The 25164-nt window shown below is 70.2% G+C and carries 25 protein-coding genes; 2 read left to right on the forward strand and 23 right to left on the reverse strand.

Features of this window, described 5'->3' with window-relative positions; all coding sequences use genetic code 11:
• Positions 1-49: 49 nt before the first annotated feature.
• The 22 genes from ACFFIO_RS09955 to ACFFIO_RS10060 form a co-directional block, all read right to left on the reverse strand.
• On the reverse strand, positions 50-838 hold the full coding sequence (locus tag ACFFIO_RS09955; protein WP_378041439.1) for a class I SAM-dependent methyltransferase: 789 nt from the start codon (positions 836-838) through the stop codon (positions 50-52).
• A 7-nt stretch (positions 839-845) separates the two neighbouring features.
• On the reverse strand, positions 846-1811 hold the full coding sequence (locus ACFFIO_RS09960; RefSeq protein WP_378041440.1) for a bifunctional riboflavin kinase/FAD synthetase: 966 nt from the start codon (positions 1809-1811) through the stop codon (positions 846-848).
• 42 nt (positions 1812-1853) lie between these two features.
• Positions 1854-2225, reverse strand: a complete 372-nt coding sequence (locus tag ACFFIO_RS09965; RefSeq protein WP_378041580.1) for a hypothetical protein — start codon at positions 2223-2225, stop codon at positions 1854-1856.
• 79 nt (positions 2226-2304) lie between these two features.
• Complete coding sequence (locus ACFFIO_RS09970) at positions 2305-2667, reverse strand: hypothetical protein (protein WP_378041582.1); 363 nt, start codon at positions 2665-2667, stop codon at positions 2305-2307.
• A gap of 5 nt (positions 2668-2672) precedes the next feature.
• The gene (gene truB, locus ACFFIO_RS09975; RefSeq protein WP_378041583.1) at positions 2673-3635 is read right to left on the reverse strand and encodes a tRNA pseudouridine(55) synthase TruB; all 963 of its coding nucleotides are present in this window, start codon (positions 3633-3635) and stop codon (positions 2673-2675) included.
• A 32-nt stretch (positions 3636-3667) separates the two neighbouring features.
• Positions 3668-4117 (reverse strand): 30S ribosome-binding factor RbfA, encoded by a 450-nt coding sequence (rbfA, locus tag ACFFIO_RS09980; protein WP_378041441.1) that lies wholly within the window; start codon positions 4115-4117, stop codon positions 3668-3670.
• Positions 4118-4160: 43 nt separating this feature from the next.
• On the reverse strand, positions 4161-7073 hold the full coding sequence (gene infB / locus ACFFIO_RS09985; protein ID WP_378041442.1) for a translation initiation factor IF-2: 2913 nt from the start codon (positions 7071-7073) through the stop codon (positions 4161-4163).
• Positions 7074-7204: 131 nt separating this feature from the next.
• The gene (locus ACFFIO_RS09990) at positions 7205-7516 is read right to left on the reverse strand and encodes a YlxR family protein (RefSeq protein WP_378041444.1); all 312 of its coding nucleotides are present in this window, start codon (positions 7514-7516) and stop codon (positions 7205-7207) included.
• 95 nt (positions 7517-7611) lie between these two features.
• Positions 7612-8577 carry a transcription termination factor NusA gene (gene nusA / locus ACFFIO_RS09995; RefSeq protein WP_378041445.1) on the reverse strand — a complete coding sequence of 322 codons (966 nt, stop codon included), beginning with the start codon at positions 8575-8577 and terminating at the stop codon, positions 7612-7614.
• Positions 8578-9234, reverse strand: a complete 657-nt coding sequence (rimP, locus tag ACFFIO_RS10000; RefSeq protein ID WP_378041447.1) for a ribosome maturation factor RimP — start codon at positions 9232-9234, stop codon at positions 8578-8580. It abuts the gene before it with no gap.
• 8 nt (positions 9235-9242) lie between these two features.
• Positions 9243-9992, reverse strand: a complete 750-nt coding sequence (locus ACFFIO_RS10005) for a sulfite exporter TauE/SafE family protein (protein WP_378041584.1) — start codon at positions 9990-9992, stop codon at positions 9243-9245.
• 68 nt (positions 9993-10060) lie between these two features.
• Positions 10061-11839 (reverse strand): proline--tRNA ligase, encoded by a 1779-nt coding sequence (locus ACFFIO_RS10010; RefSeq protein ID WP_378041449.1) that lies wholly within the window; start codon positions 11837-11839, stop codon positions 10061-10063.
• A 74-nt stretch (positions 11840-11913) separates the two neighbouring features.
• Positions 11914-12771 (reverse strand): hypothetical protein, encoded by an 858-nt coding sequence (locus tag ACFFIO_RS10015; RefSeq protein ID WP_378041451.1) that lies wholly within the window; start codon positions 12769-12771, stop codon positions 11914-11916.
• Positions 12772-12910: 139 nt separating this feature from the next.
• Positions 12911-13840: a GNAT family N-acetyltransferase gene (locus ACFFIO_RS10020; RefSeq protein ID WP_378041453.1), complete on the reverse strand. Its 930-nt coding sequence runs from the start codon at positions 13838-13840 to the stop codon at positions 12911-12913.
• Positions 13797-14960, reverse strand: a complete 1164-nt coding sequence (ispG, locus tag ACFFIO_RS10025; protein ID WP_378041454.1) for a flavodoxin-dependent (E)-4-hydroxy-3-methylbut-2-enyl-diphosphate synthase — start codon at positions 14958-14960, stop codon at positions 13797-13799. The genes ACFFIO_RS10020 and ispG overlap by 44 nt, the downstream gene beginning before the upstream one ends.
• 69 nt (positions 14961-15029) lie before the next feature.
• Positions 15030-15779, reverse strand: a complete 750-nt coding sequence (locus ACFFIO_RS10030; protein WP_378041455.1) for a hypothetical protein — start codon at positions 15777-15779, stop codon at positions 15030-15032.
• Between the two features lie 212 nt (positions 15780-15991).
• The gene (locus ACFFIO_RS10035; RefSeq protein WP_159549817.1) at positions 15992-16306 is read right to left on the reverse strand and encodes a YciI family protein; all 315 of its coding nucleotides are present in this window, start codon (positions 16304-16306) and stop codon (positions 15992-15994) included.
• Positions 16307-16370: 64 nt separating this feature from the next.
• On the reverse strand, positions 16371-17753 hold the full coding sequence (locus ACFFIO_RS10040) for a M50 family metallopeptidase (RefSeq protein WP_378041457.1): 1383 nt from the start codon (positions 17751-17753) through the stop codon (positions 16371-16373).
• Positions 17747-18970: a 1-deoxy-D-xylulose-5-phosphate reductoisomerase gene (dxr, locus tag ACFFIO_RS10045; protein ID WP_378041458.1), complete on the reverse strand. Its 1224-nt coding sequence runs from the start codon at positions 18968-18970 to the stop codon at positions 17747-17749. Before dxr ends, ACFFIO_RS10040 begins: the two co-directional genes overlap by 7 nt.
• 123 nt (positions 18971-19093) lie before the next feature.
• The gene (locus ACFFIO_RS10050; protein ID WP_378041586.1) at positions 19094-20716 is read right to left on the reverse strand and encodes a monocarboxylic acid transporter; all 1623 of its coding nucleotides are present in this window, start codon (positions 20714-20716) and stop codon (positions 19094-19096) included.
• Positions 20717-20727: 11 nt separating this feature from the next.
• Positions 20728-21144, reverse strand: coding sequence for a DUF485 domain-containing protein (locus ACFFIO_RS10055; protein ID WP_378041460.1), 417 nt, complete (start codon positions 21142-21144; stop codon positions 20728-20730).
• 120 nt (positions 21145-21264) lie between these two features.
• Positions 21265-22464: an acyl-CoA dehydrogenase family protein gene (locus ACFFIO_RS10060; protein ID WP_378041461.1), complete on the reverse strand. Its 1200-nt coding sequence runs from the start codon at positions 22462-22464 to the stop codon at positions 21265-21267.
• A 143-nt stretch (positions 22465-22607) separates the two neighbouring features.
• Between ACFFIO_RS10060 and ACFFIO_RS10065 the strand changes: the two genes are divergently transcribed.
• A complete protein-coding gene (locus tag ACFFIO_RS10065) occupies positions 22608-23213 on the forward strand; it encodes a TetR/AcrR family transcriptional regulator (protein WP_378041462.1) in 606 nt (201 codons plus the stop codon).
• A gap of 75 nt (positions 23214-23288) precedes the next feature.
• On the forward strand, positions 23289-23753 hold the full coding sequence (locus ACFFIO_RS10070) for a GNAT family N-acetyltransferase (RefSeq protein ID WP_378041464.1): 465 nt from the start codon (positions 23289-23291) through the stop codon (positions 23751-23753).
• Positions 23754-23772: 19 nt separating this feature from the next.
• Here ACFFIO_RS10070 and ACFFIO_RS10075 read toward each other — a convergent pair whose 3' ends face one another.
• A complete protein-coding gene (locus tag ACFFIO_RS10075) occupies positions 23773-25164 on the reverse strand; it encodes a dihydrolipoamide acetyltransferase family protein (RefSeq protein ID WP_378041466.1) in 1392 nt (463 codons plus the stop codon).

Raw genomic sequence — 25164 nt, forward strand, 5'->3', positions numbered from 1 at the left:
CGCGGACTGCAGCGGGCACCAACAACCCAGTCTAGCAGTCCGGGTGCCCTCAGCCCCGTCGCGTACGCAGCGCGAGCGTCAGGTACGGCAGTTCGATCGTCTCGTCCGGCGCGAATCCCAGGTGTTCGTGCAGGTACCACCCGAGGTTGGCGGTCATCCGCGCGTGGATGTGCTCGCCCGAGCGGAGCCAATACGAACGGGACGCCATCAGCGCATGGAGGCCGGCCGGCGTCGTGCGGTCCGTCCAGTGCACCTCGTGGTGCTCCTCAGCTCCGAAGGGCGCGCGTGTGCGCCGCTGCGGCCGGCCGGAGCCGGCCGCATGGACGTCGCCGGCATGCATGATCCGGGTGAGCCGGTGGACCCAGGGCACGGAGGTGTCCAGTTGGTTCCACACCAGGGCCAGCGTCCCGCCGGGGCGCAGCAGCCGCGCGGCCTCCGCCGAGCCGGCGTCCGGGTCGATCCAGTGCCACGCCTGCGCGCTCGTGACCAGGTCGAAACCGCCGGACTCCAGTCCCGTGTGCTCCGCGGCGGCCTGCACGACGGCGGCGGAGGGCACCGCGCGCCGCAGCGGTTCCAGCATGGAGGCCGAGGGGTCCACGGCGGTGACCTCGAGTCCCCGGTCCGCCAGCAGCCGGGTGAAGAGGCCGGTGCCGGCGCCGAGGTCCACGGCGGTGCGGGCGCCGGCCGGGACCATGAAGTCGACGGTCTGCGCCGGGTAGGAGGGCCGCACCGCGTGGTAGTGCTCTCCCCCGGTGGTGAAGGCGGCCCCGAAGCTATGGCGGGAGGCGCTGTCGAGCCGGGGGTCCCCACCGGGCCGGTTCGGGACGGGACGTGTCACCGGACGGTCACGGACGGGGGTCCGCCGGCACCGCGGCGAGGACTTCCCGCGTGCGGTCGACGTCCTGGGTCATCTGCTCGACGAGCTTGGGGATGCCCTCGAACGCGACCATGCCGCGCAGCCGCTCCACGAACTCGATCGTGACGAACTGGCCGTACAGGTCGAAGTCCTCGACCTGCTCCTGCGGCCGGTCGATGACATGGGCCTCGACCACCCGGGAGACCCCCTCGAAGGTCGGGTTGGAGCCGATCGAGATGGCGACGGGCCAACGCCGGTGCGCCTCGTCGAAGAGCCAGCCGGCGTAGACGCCGTCGGCCGGGATCATGCCCTGGACCTCGTCGGAGAGGTTGGCGGTGGGGAAGCCCAGCTCGCGGCCCCGGGCGAAGCCGTGGACGACCTCTCCGTGCACGCGGTGGTTGCGGCCCAGCACACCGGCGGCCTCGCGGACCCCACCCTCGCGCAGCGATTCGCGGATCCAGGTGGAGGAACAGCGGCGGTCCTCCCCGAAGTCGGCCACGTCGATGACGTCGAAGCCGTACGTGCGGCCGAGTTCCACCATGGTGCCGAAGTCACCGGAATTGCGGAAGCCGAAGCGCACGTCCCGGCCCACCACCACCGCCGTGGCGTTGACGGCGTCCACGATCACGTTCTTGACGAACTCCTCGGGGCTCTGCTGGGCGAACTCGAGGGTGTAGTGGATGACCAGCATCGCGTCGATGCCGGCCTGCTCGATCAGCCGGGCCTTCTCCTCGTAGCCGGTGATGGCCTCCTGGAGGTCATTGGGCCGGTGCACCACGCGGGGGTGCGGGTCGAAGGTGATGGCCACGGAGGTCGCCCCGGAACCGCGCGCGGCGGAGACGACCTGGTCGAGGACCTGGAGGTGGCCACGGTGCACCCCGTCGAAGTTCCCGATGGTGACCACGGAGGGTGCGGGATTCTCCGGTACGGCGGCTAGGCCGTCCCAATAGTGCATGCAGTCCCTCCGCTCCGGCTCATCACTCGATTATCCACCCCCTCAGGGGCGGCTTTCCACTTCAACGCGGGGGCGGTGTCCCAGCAGCCAGGCCAGGCCCAGGATCGGCAGGATCAGGGGGATGTACCCGTACCCGGCGCCGAAGCGGCTCCACACCGTGTCATCGGCGAACAGCTGCGGGTCCAGGAGCGTCCACAGCCCGACCCCGACCACGCCCACCAGTTCGATGCCGACCGCCACGACCGAGACGTACCAGGCCGTACGGCCGGAACGGGCCAGGGACAGCGTGGCCACGATGTAGACGGCGGCGGCGAAGGCGGACAGCAGGTAGGCCAGCGGCGCCTGCTCGAAGTGCATGGCGATCTGGAAGATCGAACGCGCGAAGGAGGACAGGGCGAACACGGCGTAGACCATGACCAGGATGCGGCCGAGCCCCTGGTTCCGCCGGGGCCTGATGTTCTCGTTGTTCTTGTTGTTCTTGTTGTTCTCGGCCTCAGCCAAACCAGATCACCTGCAGTCTGTATAACATCACGAAGATCGTCGGCCCCACGGCGGCCATCACCAGGTTGGACCAGCGGGTCTTGTCCGTGACGGCCCACACCACCGCGACCAGGGAGACCACCAGCGCCGTGAGGACATAGCCCCAGAACTCCCAGAGTTCCCCCTGGAGGGGCTCACCTCCGGCCTGGCGGACGATCGCCCCCACGCCGTAGGCGATCAGGAAGAGCTCCACCGCGGCCACGGAGAGGATGGAGAAGTCGTCCGGGAAGGTGCGGATGAAGGTCATCACCACGCAGATCACGAGCGAGAGGGCACACAACGCGGTGCCGGCCCAGAACCAGCCGTCGGTCGCCACCTCGGTCACGTCCGCCCGCCGTCCCGCGTCGGGGCTGCTGCCGGTGCTGTGGCGGGCGCGAAGACGATCTCAGGCTTGGCGGAGAGGACCTCGGGGCGGCCCTGGCGCTCCTGGTCGCAGATCAGGGCGACGACGGTGCCGTCCGGCGCCTGTGCGGCCACCATCCCGTCGGTGCCGGTGGCCTCGATGCGCCGCCCGAAGGACAGCTCAGAGGCCTCCTCACCGGTCAGCCGGCGCACGGGGAACAGCCCGGCCGCGGCCGCGGAGAGCTCGGTGGAGGTGAAGCGCACCGCCAGCTCCTCGAGGGTCACGGCATCGGCCACGGAGAAGGGCCCGACGGCGGTGCGCCGCAAGGCGGTCAGGTGGCCACCGGTCTCCAGGGCCTCCCCCAGGTCCCGGGCCAGGGCACGGATGTAGGTCCCGGAGGTGCAGTCCACCTCGACGTCGAGGTCCACGGTGGTACCGTCCTCGGCGCGCCGGTAACCGGTGACCTCGAAGCGGCGGACCGTGACGGGCCGGGCGTCGAGGCGCACGTCCTCGCCGGCCCGCACCCGGTGATAGGCGCGCTGCCCGTCCACCTTGATGGCGGACACCGCCGAGGGGACCTGCTGGAGGTCGCCCGTGAGGTCGGCCACGGCAGCGTCCACCCGTTCCGGCGTGACCGCGTTCGCGAGCCGGGTCTGCAGCACGTCGCCCTCGGCGTCATCCGTCACGGTGGAGACACCGAGCCGGATGGTCGCCAGGTAGGTCTTGTCCGTCCCCGTGATCGCCGTCAGCAGACGGGTGGCCTTGTTGAAGCCGACCACCAGCAGGCCGGTGGCCATCGGGTCCAGGGTGCCGGCATGACCGACCTTGCGGGTGCCGGCCAGCCGGCGGACCTTCCCGACCACGTCATGGGAGGTCCAGCCGGCCGGCTTGTCCACGAGCACCAGGCCGGAGGCCCGGGTCCCGGGAGCGCCCTCGGGCAGCTCCCGGTCCCGGGACTGCCTGGAAGAACCGCTCAACGGGCCGTGTCCTCGTTCCCGCTGTCCTCGCCGTCCTTCTTGTACGGGTCGGGCTCACCGGCGAAGGAGGCGTTCTCACGCAACCGGGCCAGTTCGGCGTCGCGCTCCCTGGCCTGGGCGAGCACCTCCTCGAGGTGCGCCGCGGTTTCCGGGACCTCATCGGCCACGAACTCCAGGGTCGGCACCAACCGGATGGTCAGCTGGCGGCCGACCTCGTGCCGGATGACGCCGTGGTGGGCCTCGAGGACCTCCCGGGCGCCCTCGGCCGCCGTGGCGTCACCGAGCACCGTGTAGTACACGGTGGCGTGCTGGAGGTCGTTGGTCACCCGCACCTCGGTGAGGGTGATGGCCTCGGCCCGGTCGTCCTTGACCCGCTTGCGCAGGGCCTCGGCGACCAGGACCTTGATCCGTTGGGCCAACCGGGCCGCACGTGCCTGATCCACCATGGGACCGTCCTTTCTCCTTGGGGGGATCGGCCGGCGCGTCAACTCAGACGCGCGGCTTCTCCTGCATCTCGAAGGTCTCGATGATGTCCCCGTCCTTGATGTCGTTGAAGCCGCCCAGGCCGATACCGCACTCGTAGCCCTCGCGGACCTCGGTGGCGTCGTCCTTGAACCGGCGCAGCGACTCGATCTTGAGCTTGTCCGCCACCACGTTGCCGTCCCGCACGAGGCGGGCGGAGGCGTTGCGGCGGATGAGCCCGGAACGGACCAGCGTGCCGGCGATGTTGCCCCACTTGGAGGACCGGAAGACCTCGCGGACCTCCGCGGTACCCAGCTGGACCTCTTCGTACTCCGGCTTGAGCATGCCCTTCAGCGCGCTCTCGATGTCATCGAGCGCGTCGTAGATCACCGAGTAGAAGCGCATGTCCACGCCCTCCTTGTCGGCCAGATCGGTGACGCGCTCGGCCGGGCGGACGTTGAAGCCGATGATGATGGCGTTGTCCACGGTGGCCAGGTTGACGTCGTTCTGCGTGATGGCACCCACGCCACGGTGGATGACGCGCAACTGCACGTCGGCGCCGACCTCGATCTCGAGCAGGGAGTCCTCGAGGGCCTCCACGGCGCCGGAGGCGTCGCCCTTGATGATGAGGTTGAGGGTGTCGATCTTGCCCTCGGCCACGGCCTGGTCGAAGTTCTCCAGGGAGATCCGCTTGCGGCGCTTGGCCAACATGGCGTTGCGATCGGCGGCTTCGCGCTTCTCGGCGATCTGGCGGGCGGTGCGGTCGTCCTCGGTCACCAGGAAGGTGTCGCCGGCGCGCGGCACGGAGGACAGGCCCAGCACCTGGACCGGACGCGACGGCGGCGCCTCGGTCACGGTGGTGCCGTCATCGTCGAACATGGCGCGGACGCGGCCGTGACCGTGGCCCACCACCATGGTGTCCCCGACGCGGAGGGTGCCGGACTGCACGAGCACCGTGACGACGGCACCGCGGCCCTTGTCCAGGTTCGCCTCGATGGCCACACCGCGCGCACCCTTGTTCGGGTTGGCGGTGAGCTCCAGCGCGGCGTCCGCGGTGAGCAGGATGGCCGAGAGCAGCTCCTCGATGTTCACGTTGTTCCGGGCGGAGACGTCCACGAACATCGTGTCGCCACCGTACTCCTCGGGGACCAGGCCGTACTCGGCAAGCTGACCGCGGATCTTTTCCGGGGAGGCCTCGGGCTTGTCGATCTTGTTGACCGCGACCACGATCGGCACGCCGGCCGCCTTGGCGTGGTTCAACGCCTCGACGGTCTGCGGCATGACGCCGTCATCAGCGGCCACCACGAGCACCGCGATGTCCGTGACCTTGGCACCACGGGCACGCATGGCGGTGAACGCCTCGTGGCCCGGGGTATCGATGAAGGTCAGGCTGCGGTCCGTCTCGCCGTGCTGGAAGTCCACCTGGTAGGCACCGATGTGCTGGGTGATGCCGCCGGCCTCGCCCTCGATGACCTTGGTGGAGCGGATGGCGTCCAGCAGTCGGGTCTTGCCGTGGTCCACGTGGCCCATGACGGTCACGACGGCCGGGCGCTTCTCGAGGTCGTCCTCGGTCTCCGCCTCTTCCTCGGCGTCGAGGTCGATGTCGAAGGCCTCGAGGAGCTCCTTGTCCTCGTCCTCCGGGGAGACGATCTCGATCTGGTAGCCGAGCTCCTCCCCGAGCACGCGGAACGTCTCCTCGTCCAGGGACTGGTTGGCGTTCGCCATCTCGCCCAGGTGGAAGAGCACGGTCACCAGCGAGGCCGGATCCGCGTTGATCTTCTCGGCGAAGTCACTCAGGGACGAGCCGCGGCGCAGGCGGAGCTGCGTGGTGCCGTCACCGCGCGGGACGGAGACGCCGCCGACCGACGGTGCCGACTTCTGTTCCAGTTCCTGACGCTTCGCGCGCTTCGACTTGCGCTGCTTGCGCCCACCGGGACCACCGCGGCCGAAGGCACCCTGGGTGCCGCCGCGGCCGGTGGGACGGCCACCACGCGGGCCGCCACCGGTCCCGCCGCCGGGAGCGCCCCCGGGGCCGCCACCGGGACGTCCACGACCACCCGGACGGGCGGAGGCCGGCTGCGGCTTGTTGATGTGGCCCGGCATCATGTTCGGGCTGGGGCGTGCGCCACCCGGACGGGGGGCACCGGCACCCGCGCCGGCGGCTGCCGGACGCGGACCACCGGGGCGGGGACCGCCGGCACGCTCACTGGCATCCGGACGGCCCGAACGCATGCCCTGCTTGGGCGCGAAGGGGTTGTTGCCGGGACGCGGGCCACCGGGGCGGGGGCCACCGGGACGCGGGCCACCCGAGCGTTCGCCGCCGCGCTCGTCGGCCCGGGGCGCGGACTGCTTGGAGGTGAAGGGGTTGTTGCCGGGCCGCGGGGCGGCCGGCTTGGTGCCGCCCGGCTTCGGGGCACCGGGGCGGGCCGGGGTGGCCGGCTTCGGCGCGGACGGAGACGCTGGTGCCGCCGGTGCGGGAGCCTCCGCCGATGCTGCCGGGGTGGCCGGCGCGGCGGGAGCAGCCGGCTTCTCGGCCGCAGGGACGGCCGGTGCCGGAGCGGCCGGCTTCTCAGCCGCAGGGGCGGCCGGTGCCGGAGCGGCCGGCTTCTCAGCCGCAGGGGCGGCCGGTGCCGGTGCGCCCGGCTTCGCGGCGGACGGAGCTGCCGGAGCAGCCGGCTTCTCCCCTGCCGGGGCTGCCGGCTTCTCGGCCGCGGGGGCGGCCGGTGCCGGAGTGGCTGCCGCAGGCTTGGCGGCGGCCGGCTTGGAGGGGGTCTTCGGTGCGGCGTCCGCATAGGCGGAACGCAGCTTCTTGACCACCGGGGGTTCGATGGTCGAGGAGGCGGAACGAACGAATTCGCCCATGTCCTGAAGCTTGTTCAGGGCCTCCTTGGATGAAATGCCGAGCTCTTTGGCGAGCTCGTGGACGCGGACCTTAGCCACGGTTCTCCTGTTCTGGTCCGCGTCGTGGCCTCGAGGGGAGCCTCAGCTCCCCCGGGCCGTGTCAAGCGGACCGTAATGACGGGTGGTGTTCATCGTTGGGCACTCATCGTGTGGTGCTCATCGGGTTTCCATCAGATCTCTGACCCGCTTTCGTTATCGGTCTTCAACACCGGTGCATCCGGATGCCCGGCGAACAGTCCGGCCAGGGAGGTCGCATCCACACGGCCTCGGAAGGCCCGGTTGAATGCGCCCTTCTTCAGGGCGGCCTGCAGGCAAGCGTGATCCGGGTGGATCCAGGCCCCTCGGCCCGGCTTGCGCCGGCGCCAGTCGGGAACCACGAGTCCGGGACTCGTGACCTCCTCCAGCGCCAGGCGCACCAGCTTGGTGTGGTCCTCTTTCCCCCGGCATCCGACGCAGGTGCGCACCGGGGTGTGTGCCTGCATGGAAAAGCCTGTTCCGTCAAGGAAATGGAAATGGACCTGGCCAGTCTACCTCAGTCAGCCCGGTGGGGCAGCCGCCAGCGGTAGCCGGCCTGCGGTCAGGCCTCTTCGCCGGAGATGTCGATCCGCCAGCCGGTCAGCTTGGCGGCCAGACGGGCGTTCTGCCCCTCCTTGCCGATGGCCAGCGAGAGCACGTCCCGCGGAACGACCACGCGGGCCGACCGGGTGGCCTCGTCCACGATCTCCACGGAGCTGACCCGCGCCGGGGACAGGGCGGAGGAGATGAAGGAGGCCGGGTTCTCGCTGAAGTCGACGATGTCGATCTTCTCGTCGTTCAGCTCGCTCATCACGGCGCGGACGCGGGAGCCCATCTCGCCGATGCAGGCACCCTTGGCGTTGATGCCGGCCTTGGTGGCCTTCACGGCCATCTTGGTCCGGTGTCCGGCCTCGCGAGCGAGGGCGAGGATCTCCACGGAGCCGTCGGCGATCTCGGGGACCTCCAGTTCGAACAGCTTGCGGACCAGCCCCGGGTGGGAGCGCGAGAGTGTGATCGAGGGGCCCTTGAGCCCGCGGTGCACGTCCACCACGTAGGCGCGCAGACGCTGGCCGTGGGAGTAGTCCTCGCCGGGGACCTGTTCCGGCGGCGGCAGGACGGCCTCGACCGAGCCCAGGTTCACCTGGATCATGTGTGGGTTGGTGCCCTGCTGGATCAGCCCGGAGATGATCTCGCCCTCGCGGCCCTTGAACTGGCCCAGGATGTTGTCGTCCTCGGCATCGCGCAGTCGCTGGAGGATGATCTGCCGGGCCGTGGACGCGGCGATCCTGCCGAAGCCCTGCGGGGTGTCGTCGAACTCGCCGACCGCCTGGCCGTCCTCGTCGATCTCGGTGGCCCAGATGGTCACGTGGCCGGATTTGCGGTCGATCTCCGCGCGGGCCCGGGACAGGGCGCCGGGTGACTTGTGGTACGCAACCACCAAAGCCTGTTCGATGGTGGGCACGAGGCGGTCCAGTGGGATCTCACGCTCGGTCTCCAGCATCCGCAGGGCGCTCATGTCGATGTCCACTCAGGCCTCCGAATTCAGTTCTTCATCGGCAGCACTTCCGCCACCGCGGGTCAACTCTACCTGCACCGTTGCCGGACCCAGGCGGTGGTATGCGTGCCGGACCGGATCACCGATCTTCGCGGGCATCCCCTTCTTCGCCCCCGGCCTGACCGGCACCAGCACGACGCCGGCCTCGTCGGCGGACTGGATGCGCCCGGTCAACCGACCGGCCGGCGCCGGGGCGGACGCCTCGGTCGACGCGGTGGGTGAGGTGGGTGAGGTGGTCGGCGAGGGTGACGGGCCGTCGTCGGGCAGGACCTCGACCGAGACCAGGCGACCGACGTTGCGGCGCCAGTGCCGCGGCTCGGTCAGGGGCCGCTCGACGCCCGGGGAGGACACCTCGAGCTGGTACGGCTCGGTGCCGAGCTCCGGCAGGTCGGACCCCGCCGCATCGAGCGCGGTCGAGACGGCCTGGGCCACCTCGGCGACCTCGTCCAGATCCAGCCCGGCGGTGCCGTCGGCATGGTCCACGACGACCTTCAGGATCAGCTGACCCGGCTCGCCCTCGACTGTGGCCGCCTCGAAGTACAGGCCGGTGGACTCGACGGCGGGCGCGACCAGCGCGGCCAGGGATGTGCGTTCAGGGTGTTCGTTGGCGTGTTCGTAGGCGTCGTGCATGGGTCCATTCAAGCCCAGTCGGCAACAAAGTCGTAACCGAGTTTGACGATCAGGACGAACACCACCACGAGGAACACGATCCGGATGAAGCCCGAGCCGCGCCGGATGGCCATCCGAGCCCCGAGGTAGCCGCCGATCATGTTCGCCACCCCTAGGACGAGGCCCAGGCCGAGGAGGATGTGGCCGGAGGGCAGGAAGAAGGCGATGGCCCCGAGGTTGGTGAACAGGTTCACGATCTTGGCCTGGGCCGAGCCCTGCAGGAAGGTGTAGCCGAGGATCGCCACCAGGGAGATCACCAGGAAGGTCCCGGTGCCCGGCCCCAGGACCCCGTCATAGAAGCCGATGACCGCCCCGATGAGCAGCGCCACGGCCAGGTGGCGCCGGCCCTCGTAGCGCAGTCCCGTGTCACGGCCCAGCTGGGGCCTGGCCGCCGTGAAGACGGCCACGCCGACCAGGGCCAGCAGGATCACGGGCTTGATGACCTCGGCCGGCAGCAGCGTGGCGACGATCGCCCCGCCGAAGCTGCCTCCCAGGGCGACCACCGCCATGGGCAGGGCGGTGCTCAGGTCAGGGTGGATGCGCCGGTAGTAGGTGATGGCGCTGGTGGTGGTCCCGAAGACGGAGCCCAGCTTGTTCGTGGCCAGCGCCTGGACCGGGGTGATGCCCGGGACCATGAGCAGCACGGGCAATTGGAGCAGTCCTCCCCCGCCCACCACCGCGTCGATCCACCCGGCGGCGAGACCGGCCAGGAGGACCATCACGAGGGTGGCCGCGGTGATGTCTTCGAGACCGGTCAGCACGGCCGTGCCTCCATGCTGCCGAAGGCCTAGGCGGAGCGGACGAGGCCGGCGATCACGGCGGCGGCACCGGAGACCTCCACCGACTGCGCCTCGCCCGTGGCCCGGTCCTTGACCTCGACCACGCCGTCGGCGAGGCCGCGGCCGACGACCACGGAGGTGGGGATGCCGATGAGCTCGACGTCCGAGAACTTCACGCCGGCCGAGACCTTCTTGCGGTCGTCGTAGAGTACGGTCAGCCCCTGGGCCTCGAGGTCACCGACGAGCTGCTCGGCGGCGGCGAAGATCTCCTCACCCTTGCCGGTGGCCACCACGTGCACGTCCGCGGGGGCGATGGCGCGCGGCCACGCCAGCCCCTTCTCATCGTGGTGGGACTCGGCCAGGGCGGCGACGGCGCGGGTGACGCCGATGCCGTACGAACCCATGGTCACCACGACCTGCTTGCCGTTCTGATCCAGGACCTTGAGGTCGAGGGCCTCGGCATACTTGCGGCCGAGCTGGAAGATGTGCCCCATCTCGATGCCGCGACGGGTGTGCAGAGGGCCGGAGCCGTCCGGGGCCGGATCGCCGTCACGTACCTCGGTGGCCTCGATGACGCCGTCCCACTGGAAGTCACGCCCGGCCACCAGGCCGAAGACATGCTGCTGCGGGGCGTTGGCGCCGGTGATCCAGGCGGTGCCGGTGACGATGCGCGGGTCCACGAAGAACGGCAGGCCGGATTCGTTGTTGGGACCGATGTAGCCCTTGACCAGGGACGGATGCCGGGCGAGGTCCGCCTCGGTGGCCTGCTCGACACCGGGCTCCCCGGCCACCTCGAGCAGCCCGCCGATGCCGGCCTCCAGGCGCTTGAGGTCCACGTCCCGGTCTCCGGGGACGGCCACGATGAACTGTCGGCGCTCGTTGCCGTCCAGCACGCCCGTGAGCACGACGCACTTGAGGGTGTCCGCGGCTTCCCAGGCGCGTCCCTCGCGGGGCATCAACTGGTTGGAGACGTCCACCAAGGTGGCGATCGTCGTGGAGTCGGGGGTGTCCCGCACCTGGGCCGGCGGCAGGCCGGCGAGGGCCGCCTCGTCCAAGGGCGCGGGGGCCACGGTGGTGACGGCCTCGACGTTGGCGCGGAAGCCGGCGTCGGACTCCACGAAGGTGTCCTCACCGATCGGTGAGGGGTGCAGGAACTCCTCGGAGCGTGAGCCGCCCATGGCCCCGGCCTGGGCCTGGACGGGGACGACGTCCAGGCCCAGGCGGTCGAAGATCCTCAGGTAGGCACCGCGGTGGTCGGCGTAGGCCTGGTCCAGGCCGGCGTCGTCCACGGTGAAGGAGTAGGAGTCCTTCATGATGAACTCGCGCACGCGCAGCAGGCCGGCGCGGGGCCGGGCCTCATCCCGGAACTTGGTCTGGATCTGGTACAGGTACGCCGGCAGGTCCTTGTAGGAGGAGTAGTGGTCCTTGACCAGGAGGGTGAACATCTCCTCATGCGTGGGGGCCAGCAGGAAGTCCGCCCCCTTGCGGTCCTGGACGCGGAACAGCGCGTCACCGTACTCCTCCCAGCGGCCGGTGGCCTCGTAGGGCTCCTTGGGCAGCAGGGCCGGGAACTGGACCTCCTGACCGCCGATCGCGTCCATCTCCTCGCGCACGATCTGCTCGACCCGGTTCTTCACGCGCAGCCCCAGCGGCAGCCACGTGTACGCCCCCGGGCCGGAACGCCGGATGTAGCCGGCGCGGACGAGCAGCCTGTGGCTGGCCACCTCGGCGTCGGCCGGGTCGTCACGCAGGGTGCGGAGGAACAGGGTGGACATGCGCAGGGGCACGAGGGCTCCGATCAGTGGTTGCTGGACTGGCTGGTGGTGCTGGTGGTGCTGGTGGGAGGGCTGCCGGGGTGGGTTCAGCCGCCGAGCTCGGTGCGCAGGGCGTCGATGAGCTCCACGCCCTCGGCGGCGGTCTTCGGCTCCCCGCCGGCCGCTGTCCCGGCGTAGCTGATCAGCCGCTCGCCGTCCCGGACATACACGGTGGTGGAGGTGCTGTTGCCGGCCCCGGCGGGCAGCGACGCTCCTTCGATGTCTACGGTGGTGCCGATGGTGATGGCCAGGGCGGCGTCCCCCTCGGCCTCGACGTCCTCCACCGTCATGGTGGCCTCGGCGTTGAGGCCCTCGCCCATCTCCAGGGAGTAGCTCGGGCAGGCGGCGGCGAACTCCTCGAAGGCGGCCATGCCCTCGGTGGCCGCAGCGGCATCCGGGTACTCGGACACGCTGAGCATGTCCGAGTTGGCCCCGCCGGTCTCGGTGGTCTCCACCACCACGCCGCCGGTCAGTTCCGTGCCCTCCGGCAGCTCACCGGTGGCCGCGTCCTGTCCCTCCGGACCGCATTCGGCCGGGGTGACGGTGATGCCCTCGGTCAGGCCCTGGCTGGACTGCTGCAGTTCCTCGAGCTGGGAGCCGGTCACGATCTGGGTGCCCTCACCGAGCACGGCCTTCAGCGCTGCCTCGACGTCGCCGGCGGCCGCCGCGTCGTCACTGGACGACGCGTCCGGGGACGCGGTGGCGGAGGCTCCGGCCGTGGCCTCCTCGGTGGCTGACGGCGTGGCGGACACGCTGGCCTCGTTCGCGGCGACGCTGCTGGCCGGAGCGCTGGACTCGCCCTCGTCGCCGGAGCCGCCGCAGGCGGCCAGGGAGAGGGTGAGCAGTCCGATGCCCACGGTCGCCGGCAGAGTCATGGCACGGAATCGGGTGTGCTGGCGGTTCATGTCCTGTCCCCTCATAGGTGGTGCTGGTGGCTCCGTCAACGCCGGGCCGTACGGGCTGGTCGGACGGACAGGAGCTAGGAAAAGCATAGGTCAAGCGCCCAGGTCCGGGGCACAGGATCGCGGAGCCTGCAACAGGGGACTACAACAGGACGGTGGCGAAGGTGCCGACCTGCTCGAACCCCACGGTGCGGTAGGTGCGCAGGGCGGCGGTGTTGAAGCTGTTGACGTAGAGGCTCACCAGGGGTGCCGTCTGCCGGGCGTACTCCGTCACGGCGGCCACGGACGGTGCGGCCAGGCCCTGTCCGCGCTGGCCCGGCTCCACCCACACCCCCTGGATCTGCGTGCAGCTGGCGGAGACCACGCCGAGATCGGCCTTGAAGCGGACCCGGCCGGCGTCGTCGAGATCCACCAGTGACCATCCGTTGCGGATGAGGTCCTCCACCCGCAACCGGTACTGCACCGCCCCGTTCTGCAGGGGCGAGAACCCGAGTTCCTCCTCGAACATCGCCACGCAGGCGGGCAGCACCACGGGGAACTCCTCGGTGCGGGCCGGACGGACGTGGGGCGAGGGCTCCACCGCCGGGCGGCCGCGCAGGACCATGAGCGGCTGGTCGTCCCGGATCTGGCGGGCCCGTTGCGGTCCCCGGGACAGCTCCTCCCAGAGGGGCAGCACCGCCTCGCGGGGACCGTACACGGAGGCGAAGCGGCGGTGCAGGGCGGTCAGCGCCACCCCGAACAGGGCACCGGCCTCGGCGGTGGCGCCGATGGGGACCACATTGGCGCCCACCCAGCAGGCGGCCTCCAGCTCGGCCGGGCGCCCGGCGGTCACGGGAGTCGCCTGCGTGAAGATGCCGAGGAAGAGAGGCCCCCCGGAGTGGGCCGGCGTGGCGTCGCGACCCTTCTCGAGGATGGACTCCACGAAGCAGTTCGCCACCGGGTCGGCGGCGGCCAAGGCCGTGAGGGCCGTGGTGTCGGCGTGGTTCAGGACCCGGACGGCCCCACCGGTGGCCCGGCGGACGGCGTCGTCAGGAGATGGTGACCACGGGCGAGCCCTGGACAGGATTCTCACTATCAGTACCCTCGCTGCTTTCCTCCAGGCCGGATTCGGCGGCGATCCGGCGGGCCTCGAACAGCAGCGTCTCCACGATCTCGTCCTCCGGCACCGTCTTGACGACCTCTCCCTTGATGAAGATCTGACCCTTGCCGTTGCCGGAGGCCACGCCGAGATCGGCCTCGCGGGCCTCCCCGGGCCCGTTGACCACGCAGCCCATGACGGCCACGCGCAGCGGGACCGTGAGGTCCTTCAGGCCCTCGGTGACCTCTTCGGCCAGGGAGTACACGTCCACCTGGGCACGGCCGCAGGAGGGGCAGGACACGATGTCCAAGCGGCGCTCGCGCAGGTTCAGGGACTGCAGGATCTGCAGCCCGACCTTGACCTCCTCGACCGGCGGGGCGGACAGGGAGACGCGGATCGTGTCACCGATGCCCTTGCCGAGGAGATAGCCGAAGGCGCTCGCGGACTTGATGGTGCCCTGGAAGGCGGGCCCGGCCTCGGTGACGCCGAGGTGCAGCGGCCAGTCGCCCTGTTCGGCCAGCAGTTCGTAGGCGCGGGCCATGATCACCGGGTCGTTGTGCTTGACGGAGATCTTGAAGTCGCGGAAGCCGTGCTCCTCGAACAGGGAGGCCTCCCACACGGCGGACTCGACGAGCGCCTCCGGGGTGGCCTTGCCGTACTTCTTGAGCAGGTCTGGATGCAGCGAACCCGCGTTGACGCCGATCCGGATGGAGGTGCCGTGGTCCGAGGCGGCCTGGGCGATCTCCTTGACCTGGTCGTCGAACTTCCGGATGTTGCCGGGGTTCACCCGCACGGCGCCACAACCGGCCTCGATCGCGGCGAACACGTACTTCGGCTGGAAGTGGATGTCCGCGATCACCGGGATGGTGGACTGCTGCGCGATCACCTTGAGCGCCTCGGCGTCCTTGTCCGTGGGGCAGGCCACCCGGACGATGTCACAGCCGGCTGCGGTGAGCTCGGCGATCTGCTGGAGCGTGGCGCCGATGTCATGCGTCTTCGTGGTGGTCATCGTCTGGACCGAGACCTGGTGATCGGAGCCCACGCCGACTCGTCCCACCTGCAACTGCCTCGTCTTGCGGCGAGGTGCCAGGACGGGCGGTGGTGCGGCGGGCATGCCAAGACTGACGGGCACTGACAACTCCTGTGGGGCTGATCGGGGTACGGGGGTTCCGTTCGCCCCAGTCTACTGGTACGAGACGAACCAGGGCTGGGGTGAGACCTCCGTCATGGTCTGCTCCGGGGTGAAGGTCGGCGAGTCCTCGTCGATGAAGTTCTTCCACCCCAGGCGCATCCCGGACGGCAGGTCCTTCTTCAGCGAACGCCACGTCCCCTGCTTTTGTTCCGCGGACCCGTTGCCGTCCGCATGCACCATGAGCACCAGCCCGTCCCGGGCCTCCACGTCCTGCCGGTCCGGGATCATCCGGGCCTGGAACTGGTGCAGGATCACGAGCTTCTCCGGCAGATCGTGCTCGGCCACGAGCTCCGCCAGCCAGGCCGTGGTCTCATTGACCTCCGCGGCGGAGACCTGCCCGATCTGCTCCATGTGCCGCTGGCCGGGCTGCAGCCGCCATTCCGGGTCCAGCGCCAGTCCCACGTGCGGGTGCAGCAGCAGTTCCTCGAAGGCCTGCGCCTGGGTGGTGAAGTCCTGGGTCCCCGGTTGCAGGTCCAGGACCACGTAGGTGTCCGCCTTTCCGGCGGCCTCGACCCACTCGGCCAGCTGGTCCCGGTCCACGTAGGAGGTGTAGTCCCCCGTGGGTCCCGGAGACGAGGTCGCCACGGTGGAGATGATCTCGAAGGCCGGGATCACCGGCTCCTCGCTGAACGGTTGGTAGTCGGCGGCCAGGGCGGCGGCCCGCTCCAGGGCCTCGTCCACGTCCTGCTCACCCAGCATGCCGAGGGAGCCGGTGCCGGGCGTGCCGTACAGCGCCACCATGCGGCGGCCCGGGAACAGGGTGGTCCCCCCGCCGGGAAGCTCCGGGGTGGGCGTAGGGCTAGGGGTCGGAGTGCCCGACGGCGGCGCCGAACCCGAGCCCGTCGGCCCACCGGCGCCCGCTTGCGGGCTGGGGGTGCAGGCGGTCAGGGCCGCGACAGCACCGGCGGCGGTGAGTCCGGCCAGGGACGTCAGGACGCGGCGGCGTTCGATACTCAGGCCCCGTTCCCGCGGATGGCGGCCGCCTGGTCACCGACCGCACACGACCATTCATGGACATCGGTGGAGGAGATCAGGCCGTGCTGCTGGAAGGGGTCCCCGGCCAGCAGGTCCCGGACGCTTTCAGCCGCATCGGACTTGACGAGCAGCAGGGCCGCCGTCGGATCATCCACGTAGGCGCCCGCGGCCACCATGGCGGTGCCCAGGGAGCCCAGGAACTCACGGTGAGCGGCGCGGTGCACGTCACGCTGGTCACCCAGCCCGGGGACGTAGTTGTACTGGACGGCGAAGATCTTCTGTGGTTCAGCCATGGGGCCAGCGTAGGACACCTCCCTGGTCCAGAGGTCGCGCGACACCTCGGTCCGTCCGCTCCGACTAGAAGATGCGGATGGGATCCACGATGTCCGCCACGATCAGCAGCAGGCCCATACCGAGCAGGGCGATCCCGACCACGTAGGTCAGCGGCAGGAGCTTGGCGATGTCGAAGACCCCGGGGTCCCGGCGCCGGGTCAGCTTGGCCCACCCGCGGCGGAGGGCCTCCCACAGCGCCCCGGCCACGTGACCGCCGTCCAGTGGCAGCAGGGGGATGAGGTTGAACACCATCAGAGCCACGTTGACCCCGGCCACCAGGGAGAGCAGCAGGGAGGCCTTGTCCGCCAGCGGCACGTCCTCCAGGGCGGCGGCCTCACCGGCGATGCGGCCCACGCCCACCACGGACATCGGTCCGTTGGGATCGCGCTCCTCCGGGCCGAAGACGGCGACGGCCGTCTCCCAGAGCTTCACGGGCAGCACCACCACCACGTCGGCGGTCGCCTTCAGCTGCTGCCCCATCACCGGGAAGGTCTCGGTGATCGGCTGCGGCACGTTCTGGACCTCGGAGCCCATGCCGACGAAGCCGACGTCCTCCGTCTGGGTGCTGCCGTCCGGATTGGTCTGCGCGCGGCCGCTGGAATCGGCGACCGGCCGCTCGGTGAGCTTCGGGGTGATGGTCCCGGACTGCTCGGCCCCGTCACGCTCCCAGGTGATGGACGTGGGCTCTCCGGCCCGCTCGCGGATGGCTGAGGACAGCTCGTCCCAGTCGTCCACGGGGCGGCCGTTGAAGGCGGTGATGGTGTCCCCGGGTTCCAGCCCGGCCTCGAAGGCCGGCGCGGCCGGGTCCCCGGGCCGGCAGGCCTCCGTGCCGCCCTGCCCGGCCGCCTCGCCGGCGGCGGCCCGCTCCTGCTGGACGGCGGCCGGAAGCACGCACTTGAACACCTCGGAGACGGTGGTCGTGGCGGTGGCCACGCCCGTGGTGGTCACGAGGATGGCCGTCAGGGCGAATGCGATGACGAGGTTCATAAACGGCCCGCCCAGCATGATGACGATCCGCTTCCACACCGGCAGCGAGATGAACGTGCGCTTCTCGTCCCCCGGCCGCAGTTCCTCGGCGGACATCTGACGGGCGTCGGAGGCCATCTGCTGGAACAGGCCGGTGCTGGCGCTGCGCGGCCGTTCGCCCTGTTCGGGGTGCTCCGGAGGGTACATCCCGACCATGGAGACGTAGCCGCCCAGCGGGATGGCCTTCACCCCGTATTCGGTCTCCCCCTTCTTGCGGGAGAACACGGTGGGGCCGAAGCCGACCATGTACTGCGTGACGCGGACGCCGAAGAGCTTGGCGGGCACCAGGTGGCCGACCTCATGCAGGGCGATCGACAGGGCGATGCCGACGGCCACGGCGAGGACGCCGACGATGAACCAGAGGATCTCCACCGTCACCACCGCGCCTGTGCTGCGGTGCGGGCCCACTGCTCGGCGGCCGCGAGCGCCTCGACGCTCAGGTCCTGGCCGGCCAGCACGACGTCCGGGTCATAGTCCTCCACGACGGCGCGAACGGTGTCCACGATCTCGGTGAAGCCGATCCGGCCGGTGTGGAAGGCCTCCACGGCCTCCTCGTTCGCGGCGTTGTAGACGGCCATGTGCGTGGTGGAGGCGCTGGCGGCCTGCTTGGCGAGCCGCACCGCGGGGAAGGCGTCCTCGTCCAGGGGTTCGAAGGTCCACGTCGCGGCCCGCGTCCAGTCCAGGCCAGGCGCGGAGCCGGGCACGCGGTGGGGCCAGCCGATGCCGAGGGCGATGGGCAGGCGCATGTCCGGCGGGGAGGCCTGGGCGATCGTGGAGCCGTCGGTGAACTCGACCATCGAGTGGACGATCGACTGCGGGTGGACGACCACGTCGATCCGGTCCAGCGGAAGGTCGAAGAGCAGGTGGGCCTCGATGACCTCGAGGGCCTTGTTCACCATGGAGGCCGAGTTGGTGGTGACCACCTTGCCCATGTCCCAGGTGGGGTGGGCCAGGGCCTCGGCCGGGGTGACCCCGGCGAGCTGGTCCCGGGTCCGGCCGCGGAACGGTCCGCCGGAGGCGGTGACCACCAGGCGCCGGACCTCCTCGGCGGCCCCGGAGCGCAGGGCCTGGGCCAGGGCGGAGTGCTCGGAGTCGACCGGGACGAGCTGGCCGGGCGCGGCGGCCTGCTTGACGAGGGCCCCGCCGACGATGAGCGATTCCTTGTTGGCCAGCGCGAGCAGGTGGCCGGCCTGCAGCGCCGCGAGCGTGGGAGCCAGGCCGATGGACCCGGTGATCCCGTTGAGCACGACGTCGGCGCCCTCCCAGGCGGCGACCTCGGCCGCCGCGGTGGGGCCGGAGAACAACTCCGGAGAGGGCGCGGGCACCCCGGCCTGCCGGGCCGCGGCGGCGATGGCCTCGGCGAGCTCCTCCGTGGTGGCGGTGGCGCTGCCGACCGCGCCGGCTCCGGTGGCCACGGCCTGACGGGCCAGGAGCGCGGTGTTGGATCCGCCGGACAGCCCGGCGACCGTGAAGTGCTCCGGAGCCGAGGCGATGACCTCGAGTCCCTGGGTGCCGATCGAGCCGGTGGAACCGATCAGGGTGACCCGGCGGGTGCTCGTGGGGCCGGCGTCGGGCAGGTAAAGCGGTTCGGAAGTCACCGGTCCATTATGGCCGGACGAACTGGGAGGTCCCTGCCATCCGCTCCCCCGGAGCCGGACAGCACCGTGCGGGCCAGGAGAACGAGTTCTCCTGGCCCGCACGGTGTCTGGTCGGTAGTGGGGTCAGTGGTCCACCGCCTTCTCGGCGCCGATGCCGGTCAGGGAACGCACCTCCATCTCGGCCTGCTTCTCCGGGCTCTCGGTGCGCTTGTCCAGCTTGGAGCCGATGAATCCGAGGAGGAAGGCGAGCGGGATGGAGACGATGCCGGGGTTCTTCAGCGGGAACCAGGCGAAGTCGGCGCCGACGATCATGGACGTCTCCGTGCCGGACATCACCGGGGAGAAGACGATCAGCAGGATCGCGGCACCCAGGCCGCCGTACATCGACCACAGGGCGCCCTGGGTGGTGAAGCCCTTCCAGAACAGCGAGTACAGGATGGTGGGCAGGTTGGCGGACGCGGCGACCGCGAAGGCGAGTGCCACCAGGAAGGCCACGTTCTGGCCCTGGGCGCCGATGCCGCCGATGATCGCCAGGATGCCGATGACCACCACGGTGCGGCGGGCGATCTTGACCTCCTTCTCCGGACTGGTCTTGCCCTTGGCCAGGACGTTCGCGTAGATGTCGTGCGCGAACGACGCGGCGGCGGTGATCGTCAGGCCGGCCACCACCGCCAGGATGGTCGCGAAGGCGACGGCCGAGATCAGGCCCAGCAACAGTGGTCCACCGAGTTCGAACGCCAGCAGCGGTGCCGCCGAGTTGACGCCGCCCGGCGCGTTCTCGATCCGCTCCGGGCCGATGAGGGCGCCGGCGCCGTAGCCCAGCACCAGGGTGAACAGGTAGAAGGCGCCGATCAGCACGATGGCCCAGACCACGGACTTGCGGGCCTCCTTGGCGGTCGGCACCGTGTAGAAGCGCATCAGCACATGGGGCAGGCCGGCAGTGCCGAGCACGAGGGCCAGGCCCAGGGACAGGAAGTCGAGCTTGGTGACCTCGCTGAGGCCGTACTGCAGGCCCGGGTCGAGGATGGCCGCACCCTCCGGGCTGAGCTCCACGGCCGCACCGAGCAGGGCGGAGAAGTTGAAGCCGAACAGGGCCAGGACCCAGATGGTCATGATGAAGGCACCGGCGATCAGCAGGCAGGCCTTGATGATCTGGACCCAGGTGGTGCCCTTCATGCCGCCCACGAGCACGTAGACGATCATCAGCGCGCCCACGATCGCGATGACCACGGACTGGCCCAGCCGCTCGTCGATGCCCAGCAGCAGGGAGACGAGCGCTCCGGCGCCGGCCATCTGGGCCAGCAGGTAGAAGAGGCAGACCATCAGGGTGGCGAGCGCCGCCGCGATGCGGACCGGCCGTTGCTGGAGGCGGAAGGACAGCACGTCCGCCATGGTGAACTTGCCGGTGTTGCGCAGCAGTTCGGCCACCAGGAGCAAGGCCACGAGCCACGCCACGAGGAAACCGATCGAGTAGAGGAAGCCGTCATAGCCGTTGATGGCGATGGCGCCCACGATGCCGAGGAAGGACGCGGCCGAGAGGTAGTCTCCCGCGATCGCGGTGCCGTTCTGAGTACCGGTGAACGACCGGCCGCCGGCGTAGTAGTCGGCCGCGGTCTTGGTGTTCTTGGAGGCCCGCAGGACGATGATGAGGGTGATCGCGACGAAGAGGCCGAAGATCAGGATGTTCAGCCACGGCTCACCGACGTTGGTGCCCTCGGCGCTGGCCGTCAGGACGGGGGTCGGCAGGGAGAGGGTGTTCACTTCTGACCTCCGTCGGTCGGCTCATCGTTCGGTGCACCGGAACCGGAGAGGCTCTGGTTGGCGATGCTCGGGTCCAGGGCTTCGAGTTCCTCCCGGATGGCCGTGGACTTGGGGTCCAGCTTCTTGTTGGAGAAGGCCACGTAGAGCCCGGTGATGACGAAGGTCGAGACGAACTGCAGGAGCCCGATCACCAGCCCCAGATTGATGTTGCCGAGGACCTTGATGGACATGAACTCAGGGGCGTAGGCCGCGAGGATGACGTACAGGAAGTACCAGACGATGAAGACCACGGTCCACGGGAAGACGAAGCTGCGGTGGGTCTTCCGCAGCTCCTGGAACTGTGGCGTGGCCTGAACGGCGCGGAAATCGACATGGCCGTTGTCGGCCAGGTCCGGGTGTGGTGTTGAAGACACGTATCCCCCAGTCAGTGTGGTGCCCGCAGGCTACCGGCGAGTATGACTCGGCCATCCTAAGCGCTCAGTGATACAGATCACAGCCATTCGGGCAAATTCCAGTACCGGTGTCGCGCGAGGTCAGAGGCCGAGGGAGCGCGCGATCAGCATGAGCTGGACCTCGGTGGTGCCCTCGCCGATCTCCAGGATCTTCGAGTCGCGGTAGTGGCGCGCCACCAGGGACTCGTTCATGAATCCGTAGCCACCGAACACCTGCGTGGCATCCCGCGCATTGTCCATGGCCGCCTCTCCGGCGACCAGCTTGGCGATGGCCGCCTCCGTCTTGAACGGCTTGCCCGCCAGCATCTTGGCCGCCGCCTCGTAGTACGCCAACCGGGCCGAGTGGGCCCGCGCCTGCATCCGGGCGATCTTGAAGGACACGGCCTGGTTCTTGCCGATGGCCTGCCCGAAGGCGGTCCGGGTCTTCGCATAGGCGATCGATTCATCCACGCATCCCTGTGCCGCCCCTGTAGACAGGGCGGCGATGGCGATGCGCCCCTCGTCCAGGATCGAGAGGAAGTTGGCGTAGCCACGGCCCCGCTCGCCCAGGAGGTTCGCCTCCGGCACCTCGACGCCGTCGAAGAACAGCGGGTGGGTGTCCGAGGAGTTCCAGCCCATCTTGTCGTAGGCCCCGCCCACGGTGAACCCGGGCGTACCGGAGGGCACCAGGAGGGTGGAGATCTCCTTGCCCGGGCTGCCATCCGGCCCCCTCCTCGCCTCGTTGACGCCGGTCACCGCCGTGACGGTGACGAGGCGGGTGATGTCCGTGCCGGAGTTGGTGATGAATTCCTTGGCCCCGTTCACGGTCCAGGTGCCGTCGGCCAGGGTCGCCGTGGTCTGGGTCCCCCCGGCGTCCGACCCACCGTTGGGCTCGGTCAGCCCGAAGCCGGCCAGGGCACGGGCCGTGACGAGATCCGGAAGCCATGCGCCCTTCTGCTCCTCGGTGCCGAAGCGGTAGACCGGCATGGCACCCAGGGACACCCCGGCCTCCAGGGTGATGGCGACGGACTGGTTCACCCGCCCCAACTCCTCGAGGGCCAGCGCCAGCGCGAAGTAGTCACCACCCATGCCGCCGTACTCCTCCGGGAACGGCAGGCCGAACAGGCCCATCTCCCCCATCTGGCGCACGATCTCGTAGGGGAACTCATGACGGGCATCCAGGCTGGCGGAGACCGGTGCCACCACCTCGTCGGCGAGCTCCCGGACGGTGCCGACCAGGTCCCGGTAGTCCTCGTCGAGTTCGGGTCCGGCCAGACCGGCGGAATGCTGGGTGGTGCTCATGGCGTGTCCCATCTGAGTAAATCGTGATTAACTGAAACAATGGTGTGATCGTAGACACCCCGGGTGCTCGCTGTCCACCACCGGACCGCCTCGCCCCAACCGAAACCGCCTCCAGCTCATCCCACCGACATCGCCAGGACGCCATGACCTCCGAACAGACCGCCCGTGCCGCCGCCAAGGCCGATCGCCGGCAATCCCTGCTGGAGGCCGCCGCCCGGCTGTTCGCCGACCAGGGCTTCACCTCGGTCCGATTGGAGGACCTGGGCGCGGCCTGCGGTGTCAGCGGCCCGGCGGTGTACCGGCACTTCCCGGGCAAGACCGCCGTCCTCGGCGAGCTGCTGCTCCAGGTCAGCCAGGACCTGCTGGACGGCGCCCACCGAGTGGCCGGCGCCGAGGACGGAGCTCGAGAGGTCCTGACCGCCCTCGTGCGCTTCCAGACGGACTTCGCCCTCTCCCACCGCGACGTGATCGCCGTGCAGGGCCGGGAGATGCGCCATCTCGAGCCGGATGTGCGCGCCGAGGTGGTCCGGCTCCAGCGGGACTACATCGAGGTCTGGGCGGGCCAACTGCGGTTGCTGCACCCGGACGAGGACCACGGCACCGCGGTCTTCCGCACCCAGGCGGCCCTCGGGCTCATGAACTCCACCCCGCATTCGGTCCGCCGCTCACCCTCGGAGCAGCGAGGACGGCGCACCCTGTTGGAGGGGATGGCCCTGTCCGCACTGCTGGCGGGATCCGAGGCCAGCTAGTATTCCGCGTACAGTGTGAGAGCGAGGGCCACCGTGGTTCAGGCCCCACCCCGTGACGAGGAGGTCACCATTTCCGTGCAACTTCGTGAAGTCCGGTCCGAGGACCTGGACTACTTCTTTGAGCACCAGCAGGATGCCGAGGCCAACCTGATGGCCGCCTTCGCCCCGCGCAGTCCCCAGGACCGCGGCGTGTTCGACTACCACTGGTCCCGGTTGCTCGAGGACCCCGCCACGAAAGTCCGGACCATCGAGCAGGACGGCCAGGTCGCCGGGGCCGTCGTCGTCTCCGGCATCGGCGAGGAGCCGGAACTCTCCTTCTGGACCGCCCGTGAGTATTGGGGCCAGGGCATCACCACCTCCGCGGTGGACGCCCTGCTGGAGGCCTTCACGGACCGTCCCCTGCGCGCGCACGTGCCGGCGGACAACATCGGCTCGCAGAAGATCCTCACCCGCCGCGGCTTCTCCGTGGTGGGCGAGGACAAGACCTTCTCCAACGCGCGGTCCGAGGTGGTCACCGAGCTCATCATGCAGCTCGGCTGACCACCTCGGCTGATCGGCCTTAGAACAGCGCCAGGGCCATGCCCGGGCGGGCCAGCACCGCGCCGACGTCGGCCAGGAACCGGGAGCCCTGCTCGCCGTCCACCAGCCGGTGGTCGAAGGACAGGGACAGCGTCATCACCTGGCGCAGCGCGATCTCGTCCCGGTACTCCCACGGCATCCGCCGGACCTGACCGATGGCCAGGATGCCGGCCTCCCCCGGATTGATGATGGGGGTGCCGGCATCGACCCCGAAGACCCCCACGTTGGTCAGCGTGAAGGTGCCCCCGGAGAGCTGCTCGGGCGTCAGCTTCCCCTCCCGCGCCACCGCCGTCAGCTCGGCCAGCCTGATCGCCAGCGAGCGCAGGTCTGCGGCGTGGGCGTCCTTGAGGTTCGGCACCATGAGTCCGCGCGGGGTGGCCGCGGCGATGCCCAGGTTGACGTAGTTCTGCCGGATGATCCGACCACCGTCCCCGTCCCACCGGGCGTTGAGTTCGGGCGTGCGCTCCAGGGCCAGGCAGGCAGCCCGGGCCACCAGGGTGAGCGGCGTGAGCCTCAACTCGCGGAAGTCCCGCCGCTGCCTCACCTCCTGCAGCAACTCAACGGATTCGGTGACGTCCACGGTCAGGAACTCGGTCACATGCGGGGCGGTGAACGCACTGGACGTCATGGCGGCGGCGGTGGCCTTGCGGACGGAGCGGATCGGCTCCTCCTCCGTGCGGGGCCGGCCGCCGAGGGTGCGGACTCCGCCGGCTGCGGCGTCGGTCAGGGTATCCGTCCCGGACGGACTGCCCGACGCCGGCCGCGCATCGTCTGCGGCAGCCGTGACATCCTCGCGGGTCACCACTCCCCCCGCTCCGCTGCCCGCGAGCAGGGCGATGTCCACCCCGAGGTCGCGGGCGAGCTTGCGGACCGGCGGGGTGGAACGCGGGCGCTCGGCCGTGAGCGTTGTGGTGGCCCCCGCCGGCACCGGTACCGAGGACGGCGAGCCAGACGGCTGGGCTGCCGGCACCGGATCGGGCGCCGCGGGCCGCCCGGCCCGGGCGCGGCGGGCGGGGCGCCCCGCCCCCTCCACCGCCGCGCCGTAGCCGACCAGCGTCGGAACCCGGCCATCCGGCGGGGAGGAGGAGCCGGCGTCGGGCACCGGGGTGTTGTCGGTCTTGTCAGGTTCCGCTCCGGGCAGGTCGAAGGAGATGATGGGGGCACCGACCTGGATGACCGCCCCAGGCTCCCCGTGGAGTTCGGAGATGGTGCCGTCGAAGGGACTGGAGAGCTCGACGACCGCCTTGGCCGTCTCCACCTCGGCGAGCACATCGTTCACCGCGACCGTGTCACCGACGGCGATCTTCCAGGAGAGCAGCTCGGACTCGGTCAGGCCCTCGCCGAGATCGGGCAGGTTGAAGACCTTGAGCAT

It is taken from the genome of Citricoccus parietis, assembly GCF_042433045.1.
Taxonomy (GTDB): Bacteria; Actinomycetota; Actinomycetes; order Actinomycetales; family Micrococcaceae; genus Citricoccus; species Citricoccus parietis.

Bases quoted from the DNA above. Each gene is read 5' to 3' on its own strand.
- ACFFIO_RS10035 (WP_159549817.1), bottom strand. From the start codon at position 16,306: ATGGCTGAACCACAGAAGATCTTCGCCGTCCAGTACAACTACGTCCCC.
- ACFFIO_RS09960 (WP_378041440.1), bottom strand. From the start codon at position 1,811: ATGCACTATTGGGACGGCCTAGCCGCCGTACCGGAGAATCCCGCACCC.
- ACFFIO_RS10065 (WP_378041462.1), top strand. From the start codon at position 22,608: ATGACCTCCGAACAGACCGCCCGTGCCGCCGCCAAGGCCGATCGCCGG.
- ACFFIO_RS09965 (WP_378041580.1), bottom strand. From the start codon at position 2,225: ATGGTCTACGCCGTGTTCGCCCTGTCCTCCTTCGCGCGTTCGATCTTC.
- ACFFIO_RS09990 (WP_378041444.1), bottom strand. From the start codon at position 7,516: ATGCAGGCACACACCCCGGTGCGCACCTGCGTCGGATGCCGGGGGAAA.
- ACFFIO_RS10005 (WP_378041584.1), bottom strand. From the start codon at position 9,992: ATGGTCCTCCTGGCCGGTCTCGCCGCCGGGTGGATCGACGCGGTGGTG.
- ispG (WP_378041454.1), bottom strand. From the start codon at position 14,960: ATGCCCGCCGCACCACCGCCCGTCCTGGCACCTCGCCGCAAGACGAGG.
- rimP (WP_378041447.1), bottom strand. From the start codon at position 9,234: ATGCACGACGCCTACGAACACGCCAACGAACACCCTGAACGCACATCC.
- ACFFIO_RS10075 (WP_378041466.1), bottom strand. From the start codon at position 25,164: ATGCTCAAGGTCTTCAACCTGCCCGATCTCGGCGAGGGCCTGACCGAG.
- ACFFIO_RS10060 (WP_378041461.1), bottom strand. From the start codon at position 22,464: ATGAGCACCACCCAGCATTCCGCCGGTCTGGCCGGACCCGAACTCGAC.
- ACFFIO_RS10030 (WP_378041455.1), bottom strand. From the start codon at position 15,779: ATGGTGGCGCTGTACGGCACGCCCGGCACCGGCTCCCTCGGCATGCTG.
- ACFFIO_RS10015 (WP_378041451.1), bottom strand. From the start codon at position 12,771: ATGAACCGCCAGCACACCCGATTCCGTGCCATGACTCTGCCGGCGACC.
- rbfA (WP_378041441.1), bottom strand. From the start codon at position 4,117: ATGGTGGATCAGGCACGTGCGGCCCGGTTGGCCCAACGGATCAAGGTC.